A 23,253-nucleotide genomic window follows, 5' to 3' on the forward strand; every position below is an offset into this window, starting at 1 on the left:
ACAGACCTGGCCGATGGGGAGTCGCGGCGGATCGACACGCGTCGACGGTTCCGCGCTCCCTGAAGAGCAGCCTGCGACCAGCACACCGGACACGGACAGGACCACCAGGCGGCGCCCTGTCCGCCCTCGACTCACTTGTCGCCTTTGGTCTGCGCCTCGTGACCCTGCTGACGGGCAACCGAGTTGCCCGTTTCATACCCGATGCGCATCGATTCGATGAAGTCGTTGCCGAAGGCGCTGTTCGGATCGACGCGTTGGCGCTCCATGAAGGCCCGCATCGGGGCCTCGGCGCTGTGCTCACCGGCCTGGTACATCGCCTTATTGGAGGCGTACGTCTCTCCGTCGATCTTGTCCTTGTGCCGCTCCTTGCTTTCGTCGGACCACTCTCCGATGACGTGTGAGGCGGCCTGCTCCACGGCGCCGCTACCAGTGTCAACGGCCAAGGGGACGACGACGGCAGCCGCGCCTGCCGCCGCAGCCGTGGCGGGCAGAAAGGCCACACCGGCAGCAATAGCTGCTGTGGTGCCGAACTCGACCCAGTGCGCGCTCTGTTCGTGCGCCTTCTCGTACGCCTCGTGCCTCTTCTCGCCGACCTCCCTCACCTGCTCGCCACGGGACTCGTCGAGGATGCCCTGCAGCTCGGCACTGGTCCGGATCGCCGCCCGGGCGCGACCCTCGTCGATCGTGCCGTGCGCCGCCTGGCTTTCCAGAACGCTCGCGGAGTAGACGCGTTCAGCGGTGGACAGGGTGGCGTAGGCATCGGGATGCTGCCCCAAGGCAGCGAGCAGGTCGCGTGCCTCGGGCCGGTAGAGATCCATATGTGCTTGCTTGTCACCGGCCTTCGGCGCGAAGACGCTCGCACCCCCGCTGTCGCTCAGCGCCTGATTGATGTCGTCGATGTATCCGGCAGCCATGCGCCCCATGCTGTCCGCGAGAACTTCATGATCCTTGAGCAGCTCGGCGTCGCCGCCGTACTTCAGCACGACGGCCTGCATGACCCGCGCCCCTTCCTCCGTCCGGTTGAGCTGCGGCTTGGGGTCGTCCCAGGCGTGGCCCAGGGCTGCTGCCTCAAGCGCATGACCGAGGGCGTCGGGCATGTACGCGCGGGTCTTCGGCAAGTCGTCGGGGTTCATGCCCTCCATGTCGATCGTGGAGCGGTACTTCTCGTTGGAGAAGAAGTCGAGGTAGCCGTCGATGTCCTTCCCCTTCGCGTCCTTGCCGAGGAACGCGGCGCCGGGCTTCTCCATACCGTCGCTGCCATAGGCACGGGGGTCCCGCCTGGGGTCGAAGAACTCGGCCGACGCCTCCGGGCTGTGCCCCAGGGCCTCCAGGAAGCTCACCACCGGGTCGTAGCCCGCGCCGTTGATCCCGGAGGGGTTCAGCATGTTCTTGCCGTAGCCGTTGAGCTGGCGGCCCTGGTTGAAGAAGTCCGGGTCCTTGGCGTGGATCTGCGTGGCGTGTTCGGCGATCGGCACCAGGAACTTGGGGTCGTAGTTCCCGTAGCGCATGATCCCGCCCAGCAGCTGGTACCCGTACGGCGGGTTCTGGTCGTACCGGGCGAGGGGGATGTGCTGGGTGCCGAGCCTGCGGAGCTCCTGGGCGTAGCTGTCCGGGAGGTGTGGCTCGCTCGTGGAGCGGGTGGCGGTGGCCAGGTTGAGGCCCAGGTTCTTCTGGAGTTCCTGGACGTCCTTCAGGCGCTGCTCGTCGAGCTTGCCGTAGGAGTGGGTGTCGGTCGCCATCTGCCCGAAGAACTGGAGTGCGCCCTGCGGTCCGAGGTTGCCGTAGAAGGCGGTGGAGAAGGCGGGGGTCCTGGCGTTGTCGGCCAGCAGTTCGTTCAGCTCGGCCAGTTCGGCGTGCGAGAGGTTCCGGCCCTTGCGGGCGAGGTCGGTGGCCCGGCCGGCCTGTTCGGCGGTGAGGCCGGCGTACTTGGGGGCGGTGAAGTTGTGGTCCTCGGCGACGTTGGCGTTCAGGAGCCGGGACAGCGACTGGTCGACGTCGTCGCACGCGTCGATGGCGGCGTCGACCTTCGCCTGCCAGAGGGGGCGGTTGACCCGGAGGGACTCCTGGTAGTCGGGGTCGTGGCGGGCGGCGTACCGGTCGGCGTCGGTGGCCAGGGGCAACGGCTCGACCCTGCCCTTCCCGTCGACCCGGAACCCGGCGGCGGGGGCCTCCTCCTCGGCGATCCTCTTCAGCCGGTCGCGGGAGGAGGTGAAGGTGGCGTGGCCCTGGGCGAGGGCCCGGTGGATGCCCTTGGCCTCCTTGGCGGCGTCCTCGAACTCCTTGGCCGTCTTGTCCACGAACGGTCGCGCCACCCCTGCGGTGACCCCGCTCCACTCGGCCTTGTCGGACTTGGCCTTCATGCCGTTGCGGGCGGCCTCCGCGAGCTCCTCCAGCTTGGCGGCCATCGCCTGCCAGTCGCGGATGGCGGTGGCGAGCTTGGCGACCGGGGCGTTCAGCACGTTCTCGTAGGTCAGCACGGCTCGCTCCTCCTGGCGCCTACTTGAAGAACGTGTCGATCTTGGACGAGGTGAACTCCGCGTAGAGGCACTGCTCGTCCTTGCGGTGGGAGGAGAGGGAGTGGTTCAGCCCGTTGGAGATCTGGGCGCAGGCGGCGACGAGGGTCTTGACCTGGCTCTCCCAGCGGGTGTTCGCCTTGGCGAGCGCGGCCCCGCTGGCGAAGCCCTCGCGCGTGAGGGCGCCGGCGGCCTCGGCGGTGGTGGTTGTGGCGTGCCGGCCGTCGGCCTGGAGGCGGGAGTGCAGCTTGTACGCCTCGCTGCCGATGGCGCCGATGTGGTCCTGGTTGAGGGCGAGGTCGGCGCCGGTGGCTCCGCCGGGAGCGTGGTTGAGGCGGAGGGAGGCGTTGGCCGCGGCGGTGGCGCGCGCGGCGGCCCACTCCTCTTCGAAGGACATCCCGTGCGCTCCCCTGCTGGTTGCGGTCAGCGGCTGTTGCGGCGTACGACGACTGCGGCCACGGCCCCGCCGATGAGGACGCAGGCCCCCAGCCCGAGGGCGATCCAGGTCGGGCTGCCGACGCCGTCGCCCTTGTCTACCGCAGGGCCGGCCTGGGGTGCGGGGGATGCGGTGATCTTTCGCCCGGTCGAGGGAACGGAAGCCCCTGCGGCTGCCGTCGTGGCTTCCGCCGTTGGTGCCGTCGTGGCTGCGGAGGCGGCCAGATCGGGCAGCGGGAACACGTCCGCCGGGCCGGGGTCGCCGGGGGTGGGGAGGGCGATGCGGGGCCGGACGACGCCGTAGCCGACGTAGTCGTTGCGCTCGACACCGTCGACGGGCTTGCCGGCGGTGTTGAGCAGGACGCGGAGGATCTGGTTGTTGGTCCAGGTGGGGTGGGCGGACCAGAGGAGTGCGGCGGAGGCGGATGCCAGGGCGGTGGCGTCGCTAGTGCCGTGGCCTGTGCAGAGGCCGGTACCACCGCTGCATGCGGTGACGATGTCTGTTCCGGGCGCGGACATGTCCACCATCGCGTTGTGGTTCGACTCCTTGGTCGCAGCGCCATCCCGGTCGACGGCGGCAACCCCCACCACTCCCGGCGTCCCGGCGGGAAAGTAGATCTCGTCATGACCTTCGTTACCGACACCAGCGAAGATCAATTTCCCTCGGTCGAGGGCATACTCGACCGCGCTGGACAGCTCCTCCGTATCAGGCCACCCGATCATCGAAATATTGAGGATCTTGGCATCCGAGTCCGCCGCAAATCGGATGGCGTCCTTGAGGGTCGAATCCCGGGAGATGCCATTCCCGTGGAGGTCGACGCGCAGCGGCAAGATCTTCGCGCCCGGCGCGAGCCCGAAGGTACTGTCCACCCCTCCCAGTCCCTTCCCGTTGCCGGCAATGATCGCAGCCATGGTGGTCCCGTGGCTCTCGTAGTCCGTGTGCGCATCACCCTCGATGCTGTCCGGCGCAAAGTCCTTGCCTGGGAGCACTTGCCCCTCGAGTTCAGGGATGCGGGCAACACCGGTGTCGATCACCGCAACCGTGACCCCCTCCCCTCGGCTGATCTTCCAGATGTCGTCCGCTTTCATGGCATCCAGGTGCCACTGCTTGGACCGCACGGTCTCCGCCTGAGCCATGGTCGACGCGACCCCCACCAGCAGCAAGCCCACCAAGGCCGAGGTCGCCTTCCGCATGCGCATCCTGTGCAGGAGTCCGTTCCGCTCAGTCGATCACCGGCGGAACAACGCGACGGTCGTCCTGCCAAGTCTCTTCGTCTTCGGTCAGGTAGTCAGGGCGGTGGCTCCCCTGGCCTCCATGTCGCCTTGCCGGAACCGGGGAAGCGACGCCACCATGAGCCACCGCACCAACACCCGACCCCCGCACAAGACCTGAACCACCCTGGGTGAACGGCTGGATACCCGTGGATACCTGACGGCCTCCGACAACACCGCCCTGCTCCATAGCCAGCCGACGACCGGTCGCCGGAGCGCCGGGCGGGCTTCCAAAACCGCCGCCCACCATGCCCGGGATTGCACGACCGACCGCATGCGGTCCGTCCGCGCCGATGACTGTGCCGCGGGGGATGCCCCCAGCGGGTCCACTCGGGGCGATCAGGCGGCCGCCCACGACCCCGGTATCACGCGGCGGCGGCACCGAAATGCCTCCCACCTTGCCTCCAGTGCCAGCAGGCGGCCGTGTTACGGGCGGTGTACCGCCGCCCACCATCGGCGGCACACCGATTGCCGGAAGCAGAGGCGTGACTGGAGTGTTCGCGCCAGGCCCACCCTGTCCCGTTCCGAGAGGTGGAACAGGGACTGAAGCTGACGCCTTCTCCGGAAGGATGGCCACGTGGTCAAGGTTCACGTCCACATCGCGACCTTGAGCCACCGGCGTTGTCAGCCCTGTCGTGTGAGACATCGTGATGTCCGGCATCGGCGAACGGCCCAACACATGGCTGGGCCCATTCGAGGAGTCTCCGTACGAGTACTCGGAGGCTCCGCGGAAAGAGCCACCCGACCCAGCACCCACGAAAGCGTCGCCCGGCGCGGCAATGTAGGCCCCGTCGCTAATCGCAGCGAGTGGCGCAAACACCCCCGGTGGCGGCGGGAACGTCGGGATCTGTGCCCTGTTCAGCTGCGTCGCCGACAGCTCGTACGACTGCGCCAGCTTCGTCAGTTGCTGCACCGCCCGCTGGTGGTCCGTGTGCAGCTTCGTGTGGGCCGTGCGGGCGATGCGTTCGGCGTCCGGGTCGTTGGGGTGTCTGCGGGCCGACTCCAGGTTCTGTGCCGCCGCCCTGTCGTACTCCGGGGTGTTGGCCCTGACCTCGATCATCGTCTGGGCCGCCTGGGTCATCCACGTGCTGCCCGCCGCGCTGTAGTCGCCCAGCAGCAGCGTCGCGCTGCCCGCGCGGCTGGCCCAGTCCTGGAAGGCGTGGGCGGCTTCGCCCTCCCAGCCCGTGACCCGGTGCTTCTTGAGGCTTTCGCCGATCTCCCTGAGGGCGGCGGCCGCCTCGGCCAGTTGTGTCGCCCGCGCCTTGACCGTCTCCGGGTCGAGGGAGGCGGTCATCGCGAGCAGCTGCTCGTGCGAGTGGCCCTCGAAGTCCGTCGTCGTCATCAGATCGTGCCCTTCGACGTGCTGGGCGGCGGGCCGGCCGGCGGGGTTCGCCGCTCCTGCTGCGCCAGTGGGTCGCGGTCAGGGACGTACTCGTCCTTCGACCGCTGGATCAGCGCGCGCATGCGGGCCTGCGTGTCCTCGTCCACGCCGCCGTAGCCCTTGCCCGCCGTCAGGACGGCGATGCCCAGTGCCTCGATCTGGCCCGCGAGGCCCTCGGAGAGCTTCCGCAGTTCGCCGTGGACCTTCGCGTACGCCGTGAACAGGGCGTCCGCCTCCGCGAAGCCCGTGCCCAGGCTGCCCGCCGGCAGGGTGCCGTGGGCCAGTCTCCCGGCGTCCGCCGCCGAGCCGTCCAGGGTCCTGAGCAGCGCGTCGACCCGGTTCTTGTACCCGGTCAGCGACTCGTACTCGACCGCGAGCGCGTTCGCCCGGGCCGGCGCCGCGTCCGCGACGCTCCCCGCGACCCCCGCGGCTCCCGGAACCCCGAGAGCGTTGTCCATCGCCGCGAAACCTTCCCGTTCGCCCCTACGCGGTGGCCACCGCCGCCGACGGCCTGATCGGGATCCGGTTCACCGGCCGGCCCGTCGCCGCGCGGACCGCCGAGGCCACCGCCGCCGGGGTGGTCACCACCGGGACGGCGCTCGCCGCCTTCGCGCCGAACGGGGCCACCACGTCCCGCTCCTCGACCAGCCGGACGATGCGCACGGCCGGGGCGTCCAGGGACGTCGGCAGGGCGTAGCCGGTCAGGTCGGGGTGGCGGACCAGGCCGGAGACCGAGCGGAGGTTCTCCGTCAGGGCCGCGCCGACGCCCTGGGTGACGCCCGCTTCGATACGGGCTTCCAGCTGGCGGGGGTTGAGGATGCGGCCGACGTCCTGGGCCACGGCCAGTTCGACGACCCGTACCGAGCCGAGTTCGATGTCCACGTCGACCACCGCGCGGATCGCGCAGAACGCCAGGCCGACGAAGGCGTCGCCCTGTCCGTCCGCGTCCAGCGGTTCGGTCGGGTGGGGGCGGCACTGGGCGGTCGCCCAGAGCTCCTTGCCTTCTATGGCCTCCGCGACCGTCATGGAGAACGCCCCGTCGTAGGACGTGATCCGGCCGTCCTGGATCTGGAGGAGCTCCGTGGACATGCCGAGCTTGTGGGCCATGGGCTGGAGGAGCTGCGTACGGACCATCTTCGCGGCCCGCTCGACGGCCCCGCCCGAGACCCAGGTGTGGCGGCCGTGGGCGGAGGGGCCCGCCGGCGGCTGGTCGGTGTCGACGGGGGCGCAGGCCACCTCGTCGATGCCGAGGACCTCCTGGACGATCTGGCGGGCCAGGGTGGCGAAGCCCTGGCCGGTGTCGACGGCCGCGCAGATGACGGTGGCGGTGCCGCCGACCACCTTCACGGTGGCGGTGGAGACCTCGTCCGCGCCCTCCGCGCCGAGCATGTGGACCATGCCCACGCCGTAGCCGACGCCGCGCCGCACCGCACCCGGTTCGCCCGCGCCCTCCGGGCCGCCGGGCAGCAGCCACTCCTCCTCGGGGGTGTCCTTGGGGAGGGCGGGGAGGGGGAAGTCGCGGACCGAGCGGAGGAGTTCGGCGACGGGCGCCGGGCAGGTCACCGTCTGGCCGGTGGGGAGCAGGTCGCCGGTGGCCAGGACGTTGCGCAGGCGCAGCTCTGCGCCGTCGATGCCGAGGGCGGCGGCGAGCTTGTCCATCTGGCCCTCGTACGCGGCGCAGACCTGCATGGCGCCCTCGCCGCGGACGTGGCCGGAGGGCGGGTTGTTCGTACGGACCGCCCAGCCTTCGACGAAGGCGTGCGGGACGACGTACGGGCCGCACGCGAAGGCCACCGCCGCCGCGAGGGACTCGGCGGAGGCGTCGGCGTAGGCGCCGGCGTCCATCAGGATCTGGGCCTCGACCTTGACCAGCCGGCCCTCGGCGTCCGCGTGGTGGCGGTAGCGCAGCAGGGTCGGGTGGCGGTGGGCGTGGCCGAGGAAGGACTCCTCGCGGGTGGCGGCCAGCTTCACCGGGCAGCCGGTGCGCAGGGCCAGCAGGCCGAGCGGGAGCTGGAAGGCGGCGTCCTCACGGTCGGCGGTGGCGCCGGGGACTCCGGTGACGACCACCCGGACGCGGTCCGGTTCCAGGCCGAAGCAGGCGGCTGCGAGGTCGCGGTCGGTGTGCGGGTCGGTGGAGGCGGTGTACAGCTCCACGCCGCCGTCGGGCCGGGGGACGGCCAGACCGGCCTCGGCGCCGATGGGCGCGGGGTCCTGGCGGCCGATCCGGTACAGGCCCTCGACGACCACCTCGCCCGTCGCCTCGGGGTCGCCGTAGCGCAGCGGGATGTGCCGGATCAGGTTGCCGTCCGGGTGGATCGGGGCCGCGCCGAAGGACTGCTCGGGGTCGGTGACGGCGTCGAGGAGTTCGTACTCGACGGCGATGGCGGCCGCGGCGAGGCGTGCCGTGTCGGGGTGGTCGGCGGCCACGGCGGCGATGGGCTCGCCGTGGTGGCGTACGACGTCGTGGGCGAAGACGGGCCGGTCGGCGATGCGGCGGCCGTGGGTGGTCGCGCCGGGGACGTCGGCGTGGGTGATGACGGCGCGCACGCCGGGCATTTCGGCGGCGGCCGAGGTGTCGATGGAGCGGATGCGGGCGTGGGCGTGCGGGGAGCGCAGCACGGCGGCCCACAGCAGGCCCTCGGCCCACAGGTCGGCGGCGTAGGGGAAGGTGCCCTCGGCCTTGGCGCGGGCGTCCGCGGAGGGGACGGAGACGCCGATTCCGCGTACGGGGCGCGGCTGTTCGGTGTCGCCGTCGGTGCCGAGGCTCACGGTCGCCAGGGTGGTGGTCGTGGTGGTGCCGGCCGTCGCCGTGGCCGCGTCCTGCCCGCTCACGCCATGCCTCCGTTGTGCTGGTCCCCGCCGAGTCCGTGCGGTCCGTCGCCCGGTGCGGCGAAGCCGTCCGGTGTGCTGCCGGGGGCGAGGTGTCCGCCGAGTCCGTTCGTCCCGTCGAATCCGTTCGTCGCGTCGAAGCTGGGCAGGCCGTCGGGGGCCGCCTGGGCGCCCTCATAGCCGGCCTGGGCGCCCTCGTAGCCGGCCTGGCCGCCGTCGTAGCCGCCCTGGCCGGCGTCGAACACGCCGGAGCCCGGGTTCACGCCGAAGGGGTCGAAGGCTTCCGTTCCGTGCGCCGCCGGGTGGGCCACGTGGGCCGGGTGGATGCCGCCCTCGCCGGGCTGGGCCTGGTGCGGGATGAGTGCGTCGGCCTCCGCGGCGGCCTGCGCGGCGCTCGCCTCGCGCTCCGCGACGACCTCGCGGACCGCCTCGATGACGCCCTTGTAGCCCGAGCAGCGGCAGAGGTTGCCGCACAGCGCCTGGCGGGTCTCCAGGTCGCTGGGGGCGTGGTTGCCCTCCAGCAGGTCATGGATGGTCATGGCCATGCCGGGCACGCAGAACCCGCACTGCACCCCGCCCGACCTGCACAACGCCTGCTGCACGTCCGAGAGTTCCCCACCGCTCGCAAGGCCCTCGACGGTCCGCACCTCGCTCCCGGCCGCGGTCGCCGCCGGGACCAGGCAGGAGGCGACGAGCCGCCCGTCGACCTGCACGGCGCAGGCCCCGCACTCGCCCTGCGAGCAGCCGTCCTTGGCGCCGGCCAGGCCGAGCCGCTCGCGCAGCACGTACAGCAGGGACTCGCCGATCCACGCCCCTGTGACGGGCCGGTCGGCGCCGTTGACGCGCAGGACGTAGGACGCCGCCGGGTGCTCGTGCTGGGCGACGGCGGGGGCCGCCTCTTCCTCGTACGCGGGCACCTCCACCGGGAAGCTCCCGGTGTCGCCCTCGGCCGGAGGCGCCACGGCCCCGTCGGCACCGCCGTCACCCGGCACGGGTGCGGCCTCCGCTTCGGCCGGAGCCTCCGCCGGGGGCTCCGCGAAGCCGTGTCCGGCACTCCCCGCGCCCTCGGCGCCGCCGTCGGCCTCCACCGGACGCGGCCGCTCGCCCTCGTCCGGCATCCCGGCCGGGCCGTGGGAGGCCTCGATGTCCGGGGCGGCGGCGGGCACGGCCTCGGGCTCCGGCCCGGCCTGGAGGTAGCCCTCGGGCAGCGGGGTGCCCACCCCGGGCCCGCCCAGCACCCTCGGGCCGCGTCCCGGCGTCCCGGTGGCCGCGGGAGCGCCGGCCGCCCCGCCCGGGAGCACGCCGGAGCTCAGCAGCACCCCGGCCCCGGCCCCGGCAGCCACCGCGGGCGCCCCGGGCGTACCCGGCGCGTCCCAGGGGGCGGAGGCCCCGCCGGGCTGCGCAGCCGGGGCGGGGGCGCCCCAGCCGCCGTCGAGGGCGGGGTCGCCCGCGCCGCCGGGCAGCGTCCACTGCCCGGTGGCCATCTGGTCGTCGGGGCTGTGCACCGCGTCCGGGAACTGCCACTCGGCGGTCGCTGCGGGATCCGGATCGGCGTGGGGGCCGGGGTGGGGGCCGGCCTGCGACCCGGCATGCGGGCCGGCCTGCGGCCCGGTGTGCAGTCCGCCGCCCAGCGTTCCGTGCGGCCCGCCCGGCGCGGCGACGTGCTGCGCGGCGTGCGACCCCGCGTGCGGGTCGGCGTACGGGTCGGCATGCAGCCCACCCGGGGCCTCACCGTGCGGCCCGCCCAACGGCTCGGCGTGCAGGGCGCCCTGCGCCCCCGCGTGCAGCCCGCCGCCCAGCGTGCCGTGCGGCCCGCCGTGCGCACCCGGCACACCCGCACCGCCGACACCGGCAGCACCGGCAGCACCGGCACCAGCACCAGCACCAGCACCAGCACCAGCACCAGCGGCACCGACACCGGCAGCACCCGCACCGCCCTGCGGCTCCGCGTCCGCCTCGCCCGCCGGCGCCGCCGGCGCGAAGGCGGCCGCCACCGATGCCGGGAGCGGGATCGACGCCGGGATCGGCGCCCGTGCGGGAGCCTCCGCGGCCGCACCGGTCCCCGAGCCCGCGTCCGGCCACTGCACCGGCATCGTCCAGGTGCCGGTGGCGGAGGGGTCCGTGCTCCCCGACCCCAACGGCACGATCATCGGCGGCGGCACGAAGCCGTGCCCGGGCGCCGCCAGCGGCTCACCGCTGTCGAGGGCGTCCAGCATCTCCTGCGGCAGCTGCACGAAGGCCGTGGCCTCGTTGTCGTACTCGCCGCCCTGCGGAACCGGCTCCCAGCCCCAGCCGTTGCCGGCCCCGGAAGCCTGACCCGCGTTCCCCGCGTTCCCCGTCGTTCCGCTCACGTTCTCGTTCTCGCTCATGAGGTCAGCGCCCTCCCCAGGGCCCTGCGCGCCAGCACGGCCACCGTCCGCCGCAGATGCAGTACACCGGAGGACACCTGCTGCCCCTGGTCGGGCACGCAGGCGGCCGCGACGTACTCGCCGAAGGCCTCCAGCGCCTCGGGGGCCAGGCTGCGGTCCCCGTCCCAGTCGATCAGCGAGGCCACCCACTGCTCGGCCTCCAGCGGCCGCAGCGGCATGGGGGCCACCGCGCCGATCGCGCACCGCACGCCCCGGCGCGCCGGGTCCAGCACGAGTCCCACGGACGCCACCGCGCGCCCCGGACCGGTACGCCCCGTGGCCTTCAGGAACACCTGCGGAGCGTGCAGCAGCGGCACCCGCACGAAGCCGATCAGCTCGCCCGGCCGCAGCATGTCGCGCCCGGCCAGCAGGTGGGAGACGGGGATCTCGCGCTGCGTGACACCGGAGCCCTCCAGACCGCCGGGGCCGACGATGACGAGTTCCGCCTCCAGCGCGGCCAGCACGGGCAGGGCGTCACCGGTCGGCGCGGCCGAGGCGATGTTGCCGCCGAGGGTTCCGGCGTTGCGGATCTGCGGCGGGCCGGCGGCCCGGGCGGCGGCGGCGAGGGCCGGGATGAGGGCGGCGAAATCCGGCCGTCCCATCCGGGCGTGCGTCAGTCCGGCGCCGAGCAGCGCGTGCCCGTCCTGGTACTGCCAGCCGCGGATCTCGTTGATCCGGCCGAGCCCGACCAGGGCGGCGGGGCGCAGCAGCCCCGCGTTGACGGCGGCCATGAGGTCGGTGCCGCCCGCGACGGGCACGGCCGCGGGCATGGCGGTGAGCGCCGCGACGGCCTCGTCGAGCGAGGCCGGCAGCATCACGGACTGCGCCCGCTCCGCATGCGGCTCCTGAGCCGGAAGCGGTGCGTGCGGCCCCTGAGCCGAATGCGGTGTGTGCGGTGCGTGCGTGGTCAACCCGGCTGCCCCTTCCCGATGTCCCAGTCCCGGCGCTCACGCCTGTCCGCCGTACGGTACGTGCTCACCGCCGGAACGTGGCAACTCTGGCACATCTTCGGGACCGCCCGGCGCGAGGGTCGCCCGCGCACGGGGCGCCGGCCCGCGCTCCGGCGGCGCCCCGACGCGGCCGGAGCGGGCCGTGCGGGCGGGGCCGGGCAGCGCCCGCGCGGCGCCCGCCCACCCCGACCCGAACGTCCGTTTTTCGCCGTATCGGCCTCATTTGAGGGAGAGTTCCAAAGGTTCCCGAAGAGTTCCGCTTCCCGACGGACGGCGCCGGGGGCGCGCCCCGCGCCCCCGGGTCACACGATCGGGGGCGCGCCCTCGATCGGACGTCCCACGACCCCCGGCCGCCGCTGCCACGGCAACGGTCCGCCCGGTGGCCGGTAGTCGACCCCGAGGGCGTCCAGGCGGGCCCGGTGGGTCGCCGTACGCGCCTCGAAGCCGGCCCAGTCACGCGATTCCGGTTCCGGCAGGTGCGACCACACCGTCTCGGCGAAGGCCGCCAGCCGGGGGAACACCTGGTAGTCGACGCGGGCCTGGTTCTCCATCACCTCGGTCCACACATTGGCCTGGGCGCCCAGCACGTGCGCGGCGGCCTCCGGTGACAGCTTCGGCGGCACGGGCTCGAAGCGGTAGACGTCCTCCAGGGTGCGGACGTAGCCGATGGGCATCGGCTCGTCGGGGCCGTCCGCCTGACGGTGGTCCAGGTACACCTGCTGCTCGGGGCACATCACCACGTCGTGGCCGGCCTCGGCGGCGGCGATGCCGCCCGCGTAGCCGCGCCAGGAGGAGACGGCCGCGCCGTCGGCGAGGCCGCCCTCCAGGATCTCGTCCCAGCCGATGAGCCGGCGGCCGCGGGCGGCGAGCCAGCCGTCGAAGTGCCGGATGAACCAGGACTGCAGTCCGTCCTCCCCGTCCACGCCCAGCTCGCGGATGCGGGCCTGCGCGGTGGGCGAGGCCCGCCACTGCTCCTTGGGGCATTCGTCGCCGCCGACGTGCACGAAGGGGGAGACCTCCGCCGGGAAGAGTTCCAGCAGCTCCTCGAAGACCCCTTCGTAGAAGCGCAGCACCTCCTCGGTCGGGGCGAGGACGTTCTCGCTGATGCCCCAGTCGTCCCACACGCCGAGTGAGGCGGTGTCGACGACGTCCGTGTTCCCGAGCCAGGGGTAGGCGGCGATCGCGGCCTGGGAGTGGCCGGGTACGTCGATCTCGGGGACGATCCGCACGTGCCGTTCGGCGGCGTAGGCGACGATCTCGCGGATGTCGTCGTGGGTGTAGAAGCCGCCGTGCGGGGTCTCGTTCCACAGCGGGGAGGCCCGGTGGCCCCACCGGCTGCGGGGCCGCCAGGCGCCCGTCTCGGTGAGGCGGGGGTGGCGTTCGATCCGGACGCGCCAGCCCTGGTCGTCCGTCAGGTGCAGGTGCAGCACGTTCAGCTTGTGGGCGGTGAGCAGGTCGATGTGGCGCAGCACCCCGCCCTTGGGCGTGAAGTGCCGGGCGACGTCGAGCATCATGCCGCGCCATCCGAAGCGGGGGCTGTCGGCGATGGCCGCGTACGGCAGGCTCCACTCGCGTCCGGGGCGCAGCGGTGCCCGCCGGTAGGCCTCGGGGCCGAGCAGCTGACGCAGCGTCTGGGCGCCCCAGAAGAGCCCGGCCGCGTCGCCGCCGGTCAGTTCGACGCCGTCGGCGCCGATGTCCAGCCGGTACGCCTCGGGGCCGAGCCCGTGGGCTCCCCCGGCTTCGATGCGCAGCCGTACGTCGCCCCGCGCGCCGGCGGCGGGTGCGGGGAGCCCCCATCCGGTGGCGGCGCCGACCTCCCGGCGCAGCCAGCGCGCGACGCCCTCGGCGCCGGGCCCGGTGTCGAGCACCGGCTCGGGCCGGAAGGCGTAGCGGCGTCCTCCCGGGTCGGGGACGGCACTCTCGGGGAGCGGGATCAGGTCCATGCACAGCCCTTCGCGGCAGCCGGTCCGTCGCACTCCGCGCAGCGGCGACAACCGGCCCGCGGCCTCGCGCGGGGCGCCCGTGCCGCGGGGCGACGCTCGTCGCGCCGACCCTAACCCGCCCCGCCCGCACGGCGAAGGGCCCCGGATGCGCGAAGGCCCCCGGGCGCGCGGGGGCGCACCGGGGGGCCTTCGGCGGCGGAGGAGGGACCCGCTACTTGTCCTTGCCGCCCTTGTCCTTGTCGCCGCCGGCGCCCATGGACTCGTAGATCTCCTTGCACATGGGGCAGACCGGGTACTTCTTCGGGTCGCGGCCCGGAACCCAGACCTTGCCGCAGAGCGCGACGACGGGGGTGCCGTCGAGCGCGCTCGCCATGATCTTGTCCTTCTGGACGTAGTGGGCGAAGCGCTCGTGGTCGCCGTCGCCGTGGGACACCTGCGGCGTCGGTTCTACGAGGGTCCCCGTACCAGTCCCGCGCTCGGGCTCAAGAGTGCTCATAAAAACCAGGGTACTGAACCCCGCCGGGGTCAGTTCAGCGACGGGTCGTCCAGATAGGTGGCGACCATCGCGAGGTCGCTGCGCTGGCGGCGCAGCACCGCCCGCCACAGCCGTTCGGGGTCCGGGAAGGACACGTCGCCCGGTTCGGAGTCGACGACGTACCAGGCGCCGTCGCCGAGCTCGTCCTCCAGCTGGCCGGGGCCCCATCCGGAGTACCCGGCGAAGATGCGCAGGGCGCCGAGGGCCGCGGCGAGGAGTTCGGGCGGGGCCTCCAGGTCGACGAGGCCGATCGCTCCGTGCACCCGGCGCCAGCCGAGCGGGCCCTCCTCGCCCGGTATCACCGCGACGCCGAGCGCCGAGTCCAGGGCGACGGGGCCGCCCTGGAAGACGACCCCCGGGTCTCCGGCGAGCGGGGCCCAGGGGAGCAGGATGTCGCGGACGTCCACGGGGGTGGGCCGGTTGAGGACCACGCCGAGGGAGCCCTGCTCGTCGTGGTCGAGCAGGAGCACCACCGCGCGGTCGAAGTTCGGGTCCGCGAGGGCGGGGGTGGCCACGAGCAGCCGCCCTGTGAGGGAGGACACCTCGGTCATGGGCACATGATCTCGCACAATCGCCCCTCAGGGGGAGCGGGCGGCGGCAACGGATCACGCGCAGCTCAGGGCGCACGGCGGCAGACGGGAGCGCGCGCCGTTCCGCGCGCCGGAACACGACACTCCGCTACCTGGCGGACACCGAGGGTGCTGTGCCGAATTCATGACAGTCCTACGGCCCCGTCAGCCATACAAACAAGGGGGTGGTGGCCCTTACCCTTACGTCTGGTCCCCTGCCCATCCACTCCGGAACGCGAGATCCATGACCGGCAACGATGTCCTGCTTGTCCACGGCGGAACCCCGCTCGAAGGCGAGATCCGTGTCCGCGGTGCGAAGAACCTCGTGCCGAAGGCCATGGTGGCCGCCCTGCTCGGCAGTGAGCCGAGCCGGCTGCGCAATGTTCCCGACATCCGTGACGTGCGGGTCGTGCGCGGTCTGCTCCAGCTGCACGGCGTGACCGTGCGCCCCGGCGAAGAGCCGGGCGAGCTGATCCTCGACCCGACCTACGTCGAGAGTGCGAACGTCGCCGACATCGACGCGCACGCGGGCTCCTCCCGGATCCCGATCCTCTTCTGCGGCCCGCTGCTGCACCGCCTCGGCCACGCCTTCATCCCGGGCCTGGGCGGCTGCGACATCGGCGGCCGGCCGATCGACTTCCACTTCGACGTGCTCCGCCAGTTCGGCGCGACCATCGAGAAGCGCGAAGGCGGCCAGTACCTGGAGGCCCCGCAGCGCCTCCGCGGATGCAAGATCCGCCTGCCCTACCCCTCGGTCGGCTCCACCGAGCAGGTCCTGCTGACGGCCGTTCTGGCCGAGGGCGTGACCGAGCTCAGCAACGCCGCCGTCGAGCCGGAGATCGAGGACCTCATCTGCGTACTGCAGAAGATGGGCGCGATCATCTCCGTGGACACCGACCGGACCATCCGGATCACCGGTGTCGACCGTCTGAGCGGCTACAACCACAAGGCGCTCCCGGACCGTCTGGAGGCCGCGTCCTGGGCTTCCGCGGCCCTGGCGACCGGCGGCAACATCTACGTGCGCGGCGCCCAGCAGCGCTCGATGATGACCTTCCTGAACACGTACCGGAAGGTCGGCGGCGCCTTCGAGATCGACGACGAGGGCATCCGCTTCTGGCACCCGGGCGGCCCGCTGAAGGCGATCGCGCTGGAGACGGACGTGCACCCCGGTTTCCAGACCGACTGGCAGCAGCCGCTGGTCGTCGCCCTGACGCAGGCCACGGGCCTGTCGATCGTGCACGAGACGGTGTACGAGTCCCGGCTCGGCTTCACCTCGGCGCTCAACCAGATGGGTGCTCACATCCAGCTGTACCGCGAGTGCCTGGGCGGCAGCGCCTGCCGCTTCGGCCAGCGCAACTTCCTGCACTCGGCGGTCGTCTCCGGCCCGACCAAGCTGCAGGGCGCCGACCTGGTCATCCCCGACCTGCGCGGCGGGTTCTCGTACCTGATCGCGGCGCTGGCGGCCGAGGGCACCTCGCGCGTCCACGGCATCGACCTGATCAACCGCGGCTACGAGAACTTCATGGAGAAGCTCCAGGAGCTCGGCGCCAAGGTCGAGCTGCCCAACGGCGACCTGGTCTGATCATCTCCCCGCACGGGGCCCTACGGGGCCCCTGCGGGGCCCTGGAACGGCCTGAGGGCGGCCACCCCGTGCGGGGTGGCCGCCCTCGGCCGTTCTACGTACCACTGCCGTCCCGAGGGCCTGTGCGGCCCTCGGCACAAGGGCGGTACTACTTGCCCTTGGCGGCTTCCTTGAGCTTGGAGCCCGCGGAGACCTTCACGCTGTAGCCGGCCGGGATCTGGATGGGGTCGCCGGTCTGCGGGTTGCGCGCGGTGCGAGCGGCACGGTGGGTGCGCTCGAAGGTCAGGAAGCCGGGGATGGTGACCTTCTCGTCGCCCTTGGCGACGATCTCGCCGACGGTCTCGGCGAGCGCGGCCAGAACGGCGTCGGCGTCCTTGCGGGTCACCTCGGCGCGCTCGGACAGAGCGGCCACCAGCTCACTGCGGTTCATGTTGTACTCCCGTGTTCAACTTGCCTTAGAGGCGTGAGATCGAAGCCGATGCTGCCAGGGCCCTAGGACAGTGCCCGGACCCGGGTCTGAACGTCAGACCCTCTCGCCCGGTTACGCATCCTGCCCCCACCAGCGGCGGGAAAGCCAATCCGGCACCCGCCAGGGTCACACGAAAAGCGCCACAGTCACGCCTCCGTGACGCTCCGTCCGCACCAGGGGCTCCGGTGGATGCGGACCGCGGGCCACGCGGGCATCCCCGCAACCCTATGGGCGCCCTGCCGGGCCCGCATCCCGCGACGCGCCGGGATCAGACCGTGGGCCCCGTCACAGGGGCGGCCTGCGCGGCCTGCGCGGCCTTGCGGACGGCGCCCGCGACGGCTCCGGCGACCTTGTCGTTGAAGACGGACGGGATGATGTAGTTGGCGTTCAGCTCGTCCTGGCCGACGACGTCGGCGAGGGCGGTGGCGGCCGCCAGCATCATGTCGGTGTTGACCGTGCGCGACTGGGCGTCCAGCAGGCCGCGGAAGACGCCCGGGAAGACCAGCACGTTGTTGATCTGGTTCGGGAAGTCCGAGCGGCCGGTGGCCACGACGGCGGCGGTCTGGCGCGCGACGGCCGGGTCCACCTCCGGGTCCGGGTTCGCGAGCGCGAACACGATCGCACCCTCGGCCATGGCGGCGACGTCCTCGCCGGAGAGCACGTTCGGGGCGGAGACGCCGATGAAGACGTCCGCGCCGACCACGGCCTCCTTGAGGGTGCCGGTGTAGCCCTCGGGGTTGGTGTTGTCGGCGATCCAGCGCAGCGGGGAGTCCGGCGCGGCGTCGACCAGGTCGGGGCGGCCGGCGTGCACGACGCCGTGGATGTCGGCGCTGACGGCGTTCTTGACGCCCGCCGCGAGGAGCAGCTTCAGGATGGCCGTACCGGCCGCGCCGGCACCCGACATGACGACCTTGACGTCCTCAACCGCCTTGCCCACGACGCGAAGTGCGTTGGTCAGGGCGGCGAGGACGACGATGGCGGTGCCGTGCTGGTCGTCGTGGAAGACGGGGATGTCGAGGGCCTCACGCAGGCGGGCCTCGATCTCGAAGCAGCGCGGCGCGGAGATGTCCTCCAGGTTGATGCCGGCGAAGCCCGGGGCCATGGCCTTGACGATGGCGACGATCTCGTCGGCGTCCTGGGTGTCGAGGCAGATCGGCCAGGCGTCGATGCCGGCGAAGCGCTTGAAGAGGGCGGCCTTGCCCTCCATGACGGGCAGCGCGGCCATCGGGCCGATGTTGCCGAGGCCCAGGACGGCGGAGCCGTCGGTCACGACTGCGACGGAGTTGCGCTTGATGGTGAGGCGGCGCGCGTCCTCGGGGTTCTCGGCGATGGCCATGCACACGCGGGCGACGCCCGGGGTGTAGATCATCGAGAGGTCGTCACGGTTGCGGATGGGGTGCTTGGACGACATCTCGATCTTGCCGCCGAGGTGCATCAGGAAGGTCCGGTCGGAGACCTTGCCGAGGCTGACGCCCTCGATGCCGCGGAGCTTCTCGACGATCTCGTCGGCGTGCGCGGTGGAGGTGGCGGCGATGGTGACGTCGATACGGAGCTTCTCGTGCCCCGAGGCGGTGACGTCGAGGCCGGTGACCGACCCTCCGGAAGACTCCACGGCGGTGGTGAGCTGGGAGACCGCGGTTCCGCTCGCGGGCACTTCCAGGCGGACCGTCATCGAATACGAGACGCTGGGCGCCGTTGCCATGGCCGTGTTTCCTCTTCTGTCCCTGGTTTCGCTGTACACACAGGGCCCCGCGCGACACCCCCGACAGCGGCAGGTACGGCTGGGCCTGTTGTCCGATCGTCCCACCTACCAGCCGGTACAAGGTAACCAGCTACAAATTTCGGAAAGACTCTTCCACCATACGAGAGAATCTGGGCGCCCGGAATGGTGGGTTGATACAAAACAGGTCCGCGCCCCCCACTGGGTGGAGGGCGCGGACCTGGTCTTCCGTCTAAGACACCGACCCGCCATGCTCGCCTCGCGGCAAGTGGTCGCTCTAAGCGACGAAGGTTGGGCCCGGGGGCTTGGATCGAGCCGGTGTCGTACCCAGGCTAACAAAGGATCGCCGGAAGCGATCCCCCCTCCCGCGAGTTGGACACCCCGGATCACGCGCCTGGCCGCGGGCCGTCCGGGGAGGGTCCGGAGGCGGTCCGGAGGCGGTCCGCCGGAGGTCAGCGCCCCGCGCAACGCCCGCCGGACGCCCCTGCCGCCCGGCGGGAGGACCGCCCGCCGGACACGCCCCCGGCGGGCCTCCACCACCGCTCCGGCGGGGCGGAGCGGTGGTGGAGGCCCGTACGCCGTCCGCGCCCGGGGGCGGGCCCGCGCCCGGCTACGGACGCAGGAGTTCCGGGACGCCGTCCGGGCCCGGCTTGTCGCCCTCCGCCGAGACCACCGTCAGCTGCTGCGTCGCGCGCGTCAGCGCCACGTACAGCACCCGCAGGCCGGCCGGGGACTCCGCCGCGATCTCCGCCGGGGAGACCACCACGGTCGCGTCGTACTCCAGGCCCTTGGCCTCCAGGCTGCCCAGCGCCACCGCCCGCTCGCCCAGGTCCGCCAGCCAGCCCGCCGCCTCCGCGCGCCGGTCCATCGCCACGACCACGCCGACCGTGCCGTCCACCTGCGCCAGCAGCCGCCGCGTCTCCTCCCGCACCGAGGCGCCCAGGTCCTTTCCGGCCATCGCGAACCGGGGCTCCAGGCCCGTGGAGCGCACCGCCGTCGGCGGCTCCATGCCCGGCATCGCCAGCTCCAGCACCCGGGCGGCCACCTCCGCGACCTCGGCCGGGTTGCGGTAGTTCACGGTCAGCGTGAACCGCCTGCGCGGCCGGCGCCCCAGCGCCTCGTCCCGGGCGGCGGCCGCCTCGTCGGGGTCCGTCCACGACGACTGCGCCGGGTCTCCGACCACCGTCCAGGTGCCCGTCCGGCCGCGCCGGCCCACCATCCGCCACTGCATCGGCGTCAGGTCCTGCGCCTCGTCCACGATCACGTGCGCGTACTCGGTCCGCTCGGCCGCGATCCGCTCGGCCCGCTCCCAGGTCGTCTCCTCACGGGTCGGCATCAGCTCCTCCAGCCCGCTGAGCTGGTCCAACGGGTCCAGCTCCCGCTTCCGCTTCGGCCGCGCGGGCGCACCGAGGAGCTGCTGGAGCTCGTCCAGCAGCGCCACGTCGTGCACCGAGAGGGGGCCGGAGCCGTCAGCGCCGACCCGGCGCAGCGAACGCGCCAGCTGGCGCGTCTCGCGCGGGTTCAGGTCCCGCCGCGACCAGCGGCCCAGGCGCCGCTCGTCGGCCATCGCCGCCAGCACCCGGCGCGGGGTCAGCTCCGGCCACCAGGCGTTCAGGAAGCCGAGGAAGTCGTCCTCCGTGGAGATGTCCTCGTCGAACGCGGAACGCAGCTCGGCGGCCAGCTCCGGGTCGCTGTGCCGGCCGGAGGCCCCCGTCTTCGCGTACAGGGCGTCGAGCAGCAGCTTGCGGGCGCGCGGGCGCAGCAGGTTCACGGGGGCGGTGCCGCCGAGGACGTTCTGCCGGATCCGGTTCAGCTCCGCCGCCTCCAGCTCCACACGGCGGCCGAAGGCCACCACGCGCAGCCGCTCGGGCGCGTCGCCCAGCTCCAGGGCACCGCGGACCGCCTTGCGGAGGACCTTCAGCATGCGGGAGGAGCCCTTGATCCGGGCCACGGGCGGCTCGTCGTACGTGGTCGCCTCGGCGCCGTCGACGAGGGAGCCGAGCGCCCGGATCGCGACCTGCCCCTCCTCGCCGAGCGAGGGCAGGACGCCCTCGGTGTAGGCGACGAGGAGGGGCGTGGGCGAGACGATCAGGATGCCGCCCGAGTAGCGGCGGCGGTCCTGGTAGAGGAGGTACGCGGCACGGTGCAGGGCGACGGCCGTCTTCCCCGTGCCCGGCCCGCCCGCCACCTCCGCGACGGAGGCGGCGGGGGCCCGGATGACCAGGTCCTGCTCGGCCTGGATGGAGGAGACGATGTCCCGCATGGTGTGCGTACGGGCCCGCCCGAGGGCGGCCATCAGCGCGCCGTCGCCGATGGCGGGCAGCTCCCGGCCGCCGAGGCTCGCGGTGACCTCGGGGCGCATGAGGTCGTCCTCGACGCCGAGCACCTTGCGGCCCTTGGACCGGATCACCCGGCGGCGGATGACACGGCCGGGGTCCTTGGGGGTCGACCGGTAGAACGGCGCGGCGGCCGGGGCCCGCCAGTCGATGACGAGCGGCGAGTAGTCGGAGTCGAGCACGCCGATGCGCCCGATGTGCAGGGTCTCGGCGATGTCGGCGGTGAGGTCGGCGCGGATCGCGTCGTCGGCGGGCTCGATGGAGGTGTAGGCCCCGTCGGGGCCGCGCTCCCCGTCTTTGCCGAGGACGAGGTCGATCCGGCCGAAGAGGAAGTCCTCGAACTCGTTGTTGAGCCGGTTGAGGTGGATCCCGGCGCGGAAGACCTGCGCGTCCCGCTCGGCGAGCGCCCCGGGCGTGCCGACCTGGCCGCGCTTGGCGGCGTCGTTCATGAGGAACTCGGCCTCGTGGATCTTCTCCTCAAGGCGTCGGTACACCCGATCGAGATGCGTCTGCTCGACCGCGATCTCCCGATCGCGGACGGAATCCGCCGTGCTGTCGACAGCGGCATCCTGCGCGGCCACCAAGGCCCCCTTCTGACGTGCATGGGCGACCGTCAACCGTACGCGAATCCGCCCGCTCTCCGCACGCCGGTCTTGGGGGGCGGGCGGGGCGGGCGGGGCGGGCCACGGGTGTGGGGCGGGGTCGGGGGGCGGTAGCCCCTTGGGCGGGGTCGGGGAGGGGCTGGGGGTTTCCCGTCAGTCCCATCGTCGTTCCGGTTCGGCCCGGTCCCTCAAGGGCGCTCCCTTCGGTCGCGTCACTGCGTGATCGCCTTCGGCGACCCTTGACCGACCGGCCCGCCCCGGAAAGCCGAAAGACTGCCGGGAAACCCCCAAAAGAACGGTCACGGGGCAAGAGGGGGAGGGACGGGTCTCTCAGAGACCAGGCGAGGGATTGGGCGTCGCCCTGCCGGGCATCCGGGCCCTCAACAGTCGAGATCCGGGGCCGCAGGAGCTCTACCTGCACGGAAGGACGACAGGAGCGTCCTACCGGCCACCCAGGCGCGACAGATCGCTACGCGCTCCTCCCGGCCAAGCGTCCACCACCCGTCTGGGGCTGGTACCTGCACCAGAGGTTGATCAGAGGAGTCCAGGTTGCAGGTGGGCGCGGCAGATCGCTACGCGCTCCTCATTGATGGGCGTCCGACGGCCGTCCTGGGCTGATATCCGCACCAGAGGACGACCACAGCGGCCCAGGTCCGTTGACGGCGAAAATCTGGCAGGCCTCGTCGTGTACGTCGACGTCAGGCGAGGCGACGGGCCAGGACCTGGCCCGGCCAGTCGCCGGACAGGAAGGTTTCGGTGGGGGTGAAGCCGTTCCGCTCGTAGAAGGCGACCAGTTCACCCCCGCCGCCCGCCCAGCAGTCCACGCGCAGGAGTTCCAGACCGGCCCGCCGCGTCTCGTCGGCGGCGTGCGCCAGCAGGGCCGCACCGATACCCAGCCCCAGCCGCGCCCTGTCGGAGACGAGCAGACGGACGTACACCTCGGCCTCCTCGGCCGGCTTGATCGGCATCTGCGGACTCGGCCCGGAGTCCAGCACCATGGCCCCGACGGGCGTCCCGTCAGACTCCGCGATCCACGGGGTGTTCTCGGTCAGGTACCGCTCGACCCGCTCCACCCCGCCGGGCTTCTGCGAGTACGGGGTCGTCCCCCACTGCTCTGTGTTGCCACGGGAGTTCATCCACGCGACGGCGCCGTCGAGCATGTCGAGAACGGCCGGCGCGTCCGCGAGGACGCCGGGTCGGATCCGTATGCCAGGTGTCGTGTCGTTCACGCCTCGCAGCCTAAGCGGATCGCCCCCGATCTGACGCCTCTCGGCTTCCCAGACTGCCGTGGTCGTCCTCTGGTGCGGATATCGGCCCAGGACGGCCGCCGGACGCCAAGCAGAGGGGAGCGCGTAGCGATCTGCCGCGTCTGCCGGTTCCCAGGTCGGTCTGTTCGTCCTCTAGCGCAGGTATCAGCCCAAGGCGGGCGCCGGACGCCAAGGAGAGGGGAGCGCGTAGCGATCTGTCGCGTCTGGGTGGTCCGCAGGTTGATCTGGTCAACCTGTCCTGCGGGTAGCCGGGCCCCGGCCCCGGAACTCGGCTGCTGAGGGCCCGGATGCCCGGTCGGCCATGGCCCGGTCCCTCGTCTCGTCCATGACGGGCCCGTCCCTCCCCCTTCTGCCCCGTGACCGTTCTTCTGGGGGCTTCCCGGCAGTCTTTCGGCTTTCCGGGGCGGGACGGCCTGTCAAGGGTCGCCGAAGGCGATCACG

At 72.6% G+C, this 23,253-nt stretch carries 16 protein-coding genes; 1 reads left to right on the forward strand and 15 read right to left on the reverse strand.

Going from position 1 to position 23,253, the window contains the following annotated elements:
* Positions 1 to 131: 131 nt before the first annotated feature.
* The 11 genes from AC069X_RS18740 to AC069X_RS18790 form a co-directional block, all read right to left on the reverse strand.
* A complete protein-coding gene (locus AC069X_RS18740) occupies positions 132 to 2,477 on the reverse strand; it encodes a hypothetical protein (RefSeq protein ID WP_478729686.1) in 2,346 nt (781 codons plus the stop codon).
* A 19-nt stretch (positions 2,478 to 2,496) separates the two neighbouring features.
* Positions 2,497 to 2,910: a hypothetical protein gene (locus tag AC069X_RS18745; protein WP_478729687.1), complete on the reverse strand. Its 414-nt coding sequence runs from the start codon at positions 2,908 to 2,910 to the stop codon at positions 2,497 to 2,499.
* A gap of 26 nt (positions 2,911 to 2,936) precedes the next feature.
* The gene (mycP, locus tag AC069X_RS18750; RefSeq protein ID WP_478729688.1) at positions 2,937 to 4,142 is read right to left on the reverse strand and encodes a type VII secretion-associated serine protease mycosin; all 1,206 of its coding nucleotides are present in this window, start codon (positions 4,140 to 4,142) and stop codon (positions 2,937 to 2,939) included.
* A 28-nt stretch (positions 4,143 to 4,170) separates the two neighbouring features.
* On the reverse strand, positions 4,171 to 5,562 hold the full coding sequence (locus AC069X_RS18755; RefSeq protein WP_478729689.1) for a WXG100 family type VII secretion target: 1,392 nt from the start codon (positions 5,560 to 5,562) through the stop codon (positions 4,171 to 4,173).
* Positions 5,562 to 6,059, reverse strand: coding sequence for a hypothetical protein (locus AC069X_RS18760; RefSeq protein WP_478729690.1), 498 nt, complete (start codon positions 6,057 to 6,059; stop codon positions 5,562 to 5,564). The genes AC069X_RS18755 and AC069X_RS18760 overlap by 1 nt, the downstream gene beginning before the upstream one ends.
* Before the next feature lie 25 nt (positions 6,060 to 6,084).
* On the reverse strand, positions 6,085 to 8,379 hold the full coding sequence (locus tag AC069X_RS18765) for a xanthine dehydrogenase family protein molybdopterin-binding subunit (protein ID WP_478729708.1): 2,295 nt from the start codon (positions 8,377 to 8,379) through the stop codon (positions 6,085 to 6,087).
* A 50-nt stretch (positions 8,380 to 8,429) separates the two neighbouring features.
* Positions 8,430 to 10,799, reverse strand: coding sequence for a (2Fe-2S)-binding protein (locus AC069X_RS18770; protein ID WP_478729691.1), 2,370 nt, complete (start codon positions 10,797 to 10,799; stop codon positions 8,430 to 8,432).
* Complete coding sequence (locus tag AC069X_RS18775) at positions 10,796 to 11,776, reverse strand: FAD binding domain-containing protein (RefSeq protein ID WP_478729709.1); 981 nt, start codon at positions 11,774 to 11,776, stop codon at positions 10,796 to 10,798. The genes AC069X_RS18770 and AC069X_RS18775 overlap by 4 nt, the downstream gene beginning before the upstream one ends.
* Before the next feature lie 314 nt (positions 11,777 to 12,090).
* Positions 12,091 to 13,731 carry a beta-N-acetylhexosaminidase gene (locus tag AC069X_RS18780; RefSeq protein WP_478729692.1) on the reverse strand — a complete coding sequence of 547 codons (1,641 nt, stop codon included), beginning with the start codon at positions 13,729 to 13,731 and terminating at the stop codon, positions 12,091 to 12,093.
* A gap of 211 nt (positions 13,732 to 13,942) precedes the next feature.
* A complete protein-coding gene (locus tag AC069X_RS18785; RefSeq protein ID WP_007264396.1) occupies positions 13,943 to 14,227 on the reverse strand; it encodes a DUF3039 domain-containing protein in 285 nt (94 codons plus the stop codon).
* Positions 14,228 to 14,256: 29 nt separating this feature from the next.
* On the reverse strand, positions 14,257 to 14,817 hold the full coding sequence (locus AC069X_RS18790) for a YqgE/AlgH family protein (RefSeq protein ID WP_478729693.1): 561 nt from the start codon (positions 14,815 to 14,817) through the stop codon (positions 14,257 to 14,259).
* A 262-nt stretch (positions 14,818 to 15,079) separates the two neighbouring features.
* On the opposite strand from AC069X_RS18790, the gene murA reads away from it, so the two are divergent.
* Positions 15,080 to 16,417, forward strand: a complete 1,338-nt coding sequence (murA, locus tag AC069X_RS18795; protein ID WP_007264398.1) for a UDP-N-acetylglucosamine 1-carboxyvinyltransferase — start codon at positions 15,080 to 15,082, stop codon at positions 16,415 to 16,417.
* 148 nt (positions 16,418 to 16,565) lie between these two features.
* Here the strand turns inward: murA and AC069X_RS18800 are convergent, their stop codons facing one another.
* From AC069X_RS18800 to AC069X_RS18815, 4 genes are all read right to left on the reverse strand, one after another.
* Complete coding sequence (locus AC069X_RS18800; protein WP_007264399.1) at positions 16,566 to 16,847, reverse strand: HU family DNA-binding protein; 282 nt, start codon at positions 16,845 to 16,847, stop codon at positions 16,566 to 16,568.
* A gap of 307 nt (positions 16,848 to 17,154) precedes the next feature.
* On the reverse strand, positions 17,155 to 18,588 hold the full coding sequence (locus AC069X_RS18805; RefSeq protein ID WP_478729694.1) for an NAD-dependent malic enzyme: 1,434 nt from the start codon (positions 18,586 to 18,588) through the stop codon (positions 17,155 to 17,157).
* 628 nt (positions 18,589 to 19,216) lie between these two features.
* On the reverse strand, positions 19,217 to 21,523 hold the full coding sequence (locus AC069X_RS18810) for a HelD family protein (RefSeq protein WP_478729695.1): 2,307 nt from the start codon (positions 21,521 to 21,523) through the stop codon (positions 19,217 to 19,219).
* Positions 21,524 to 22,242: 719 nt separating this feature from the next.
* Positions 22,243 to 22,773: an N-acetyltransferase family protein gene (locus AC069X_RS18815; protein ID WP_478729696.1), complete on the reverse strand. Its 531-nt coding sequence runs from the start codon at positions 22,771 to 22,773 to the stop codon at positions 22,243 to 22,245.
* Positions 22,774 to 23,253 lie beyond the last annotated feature (480 nt).

It is taken from the genome of Streptomyces sp. NPDC043896 (assembly GCF_056435605.1).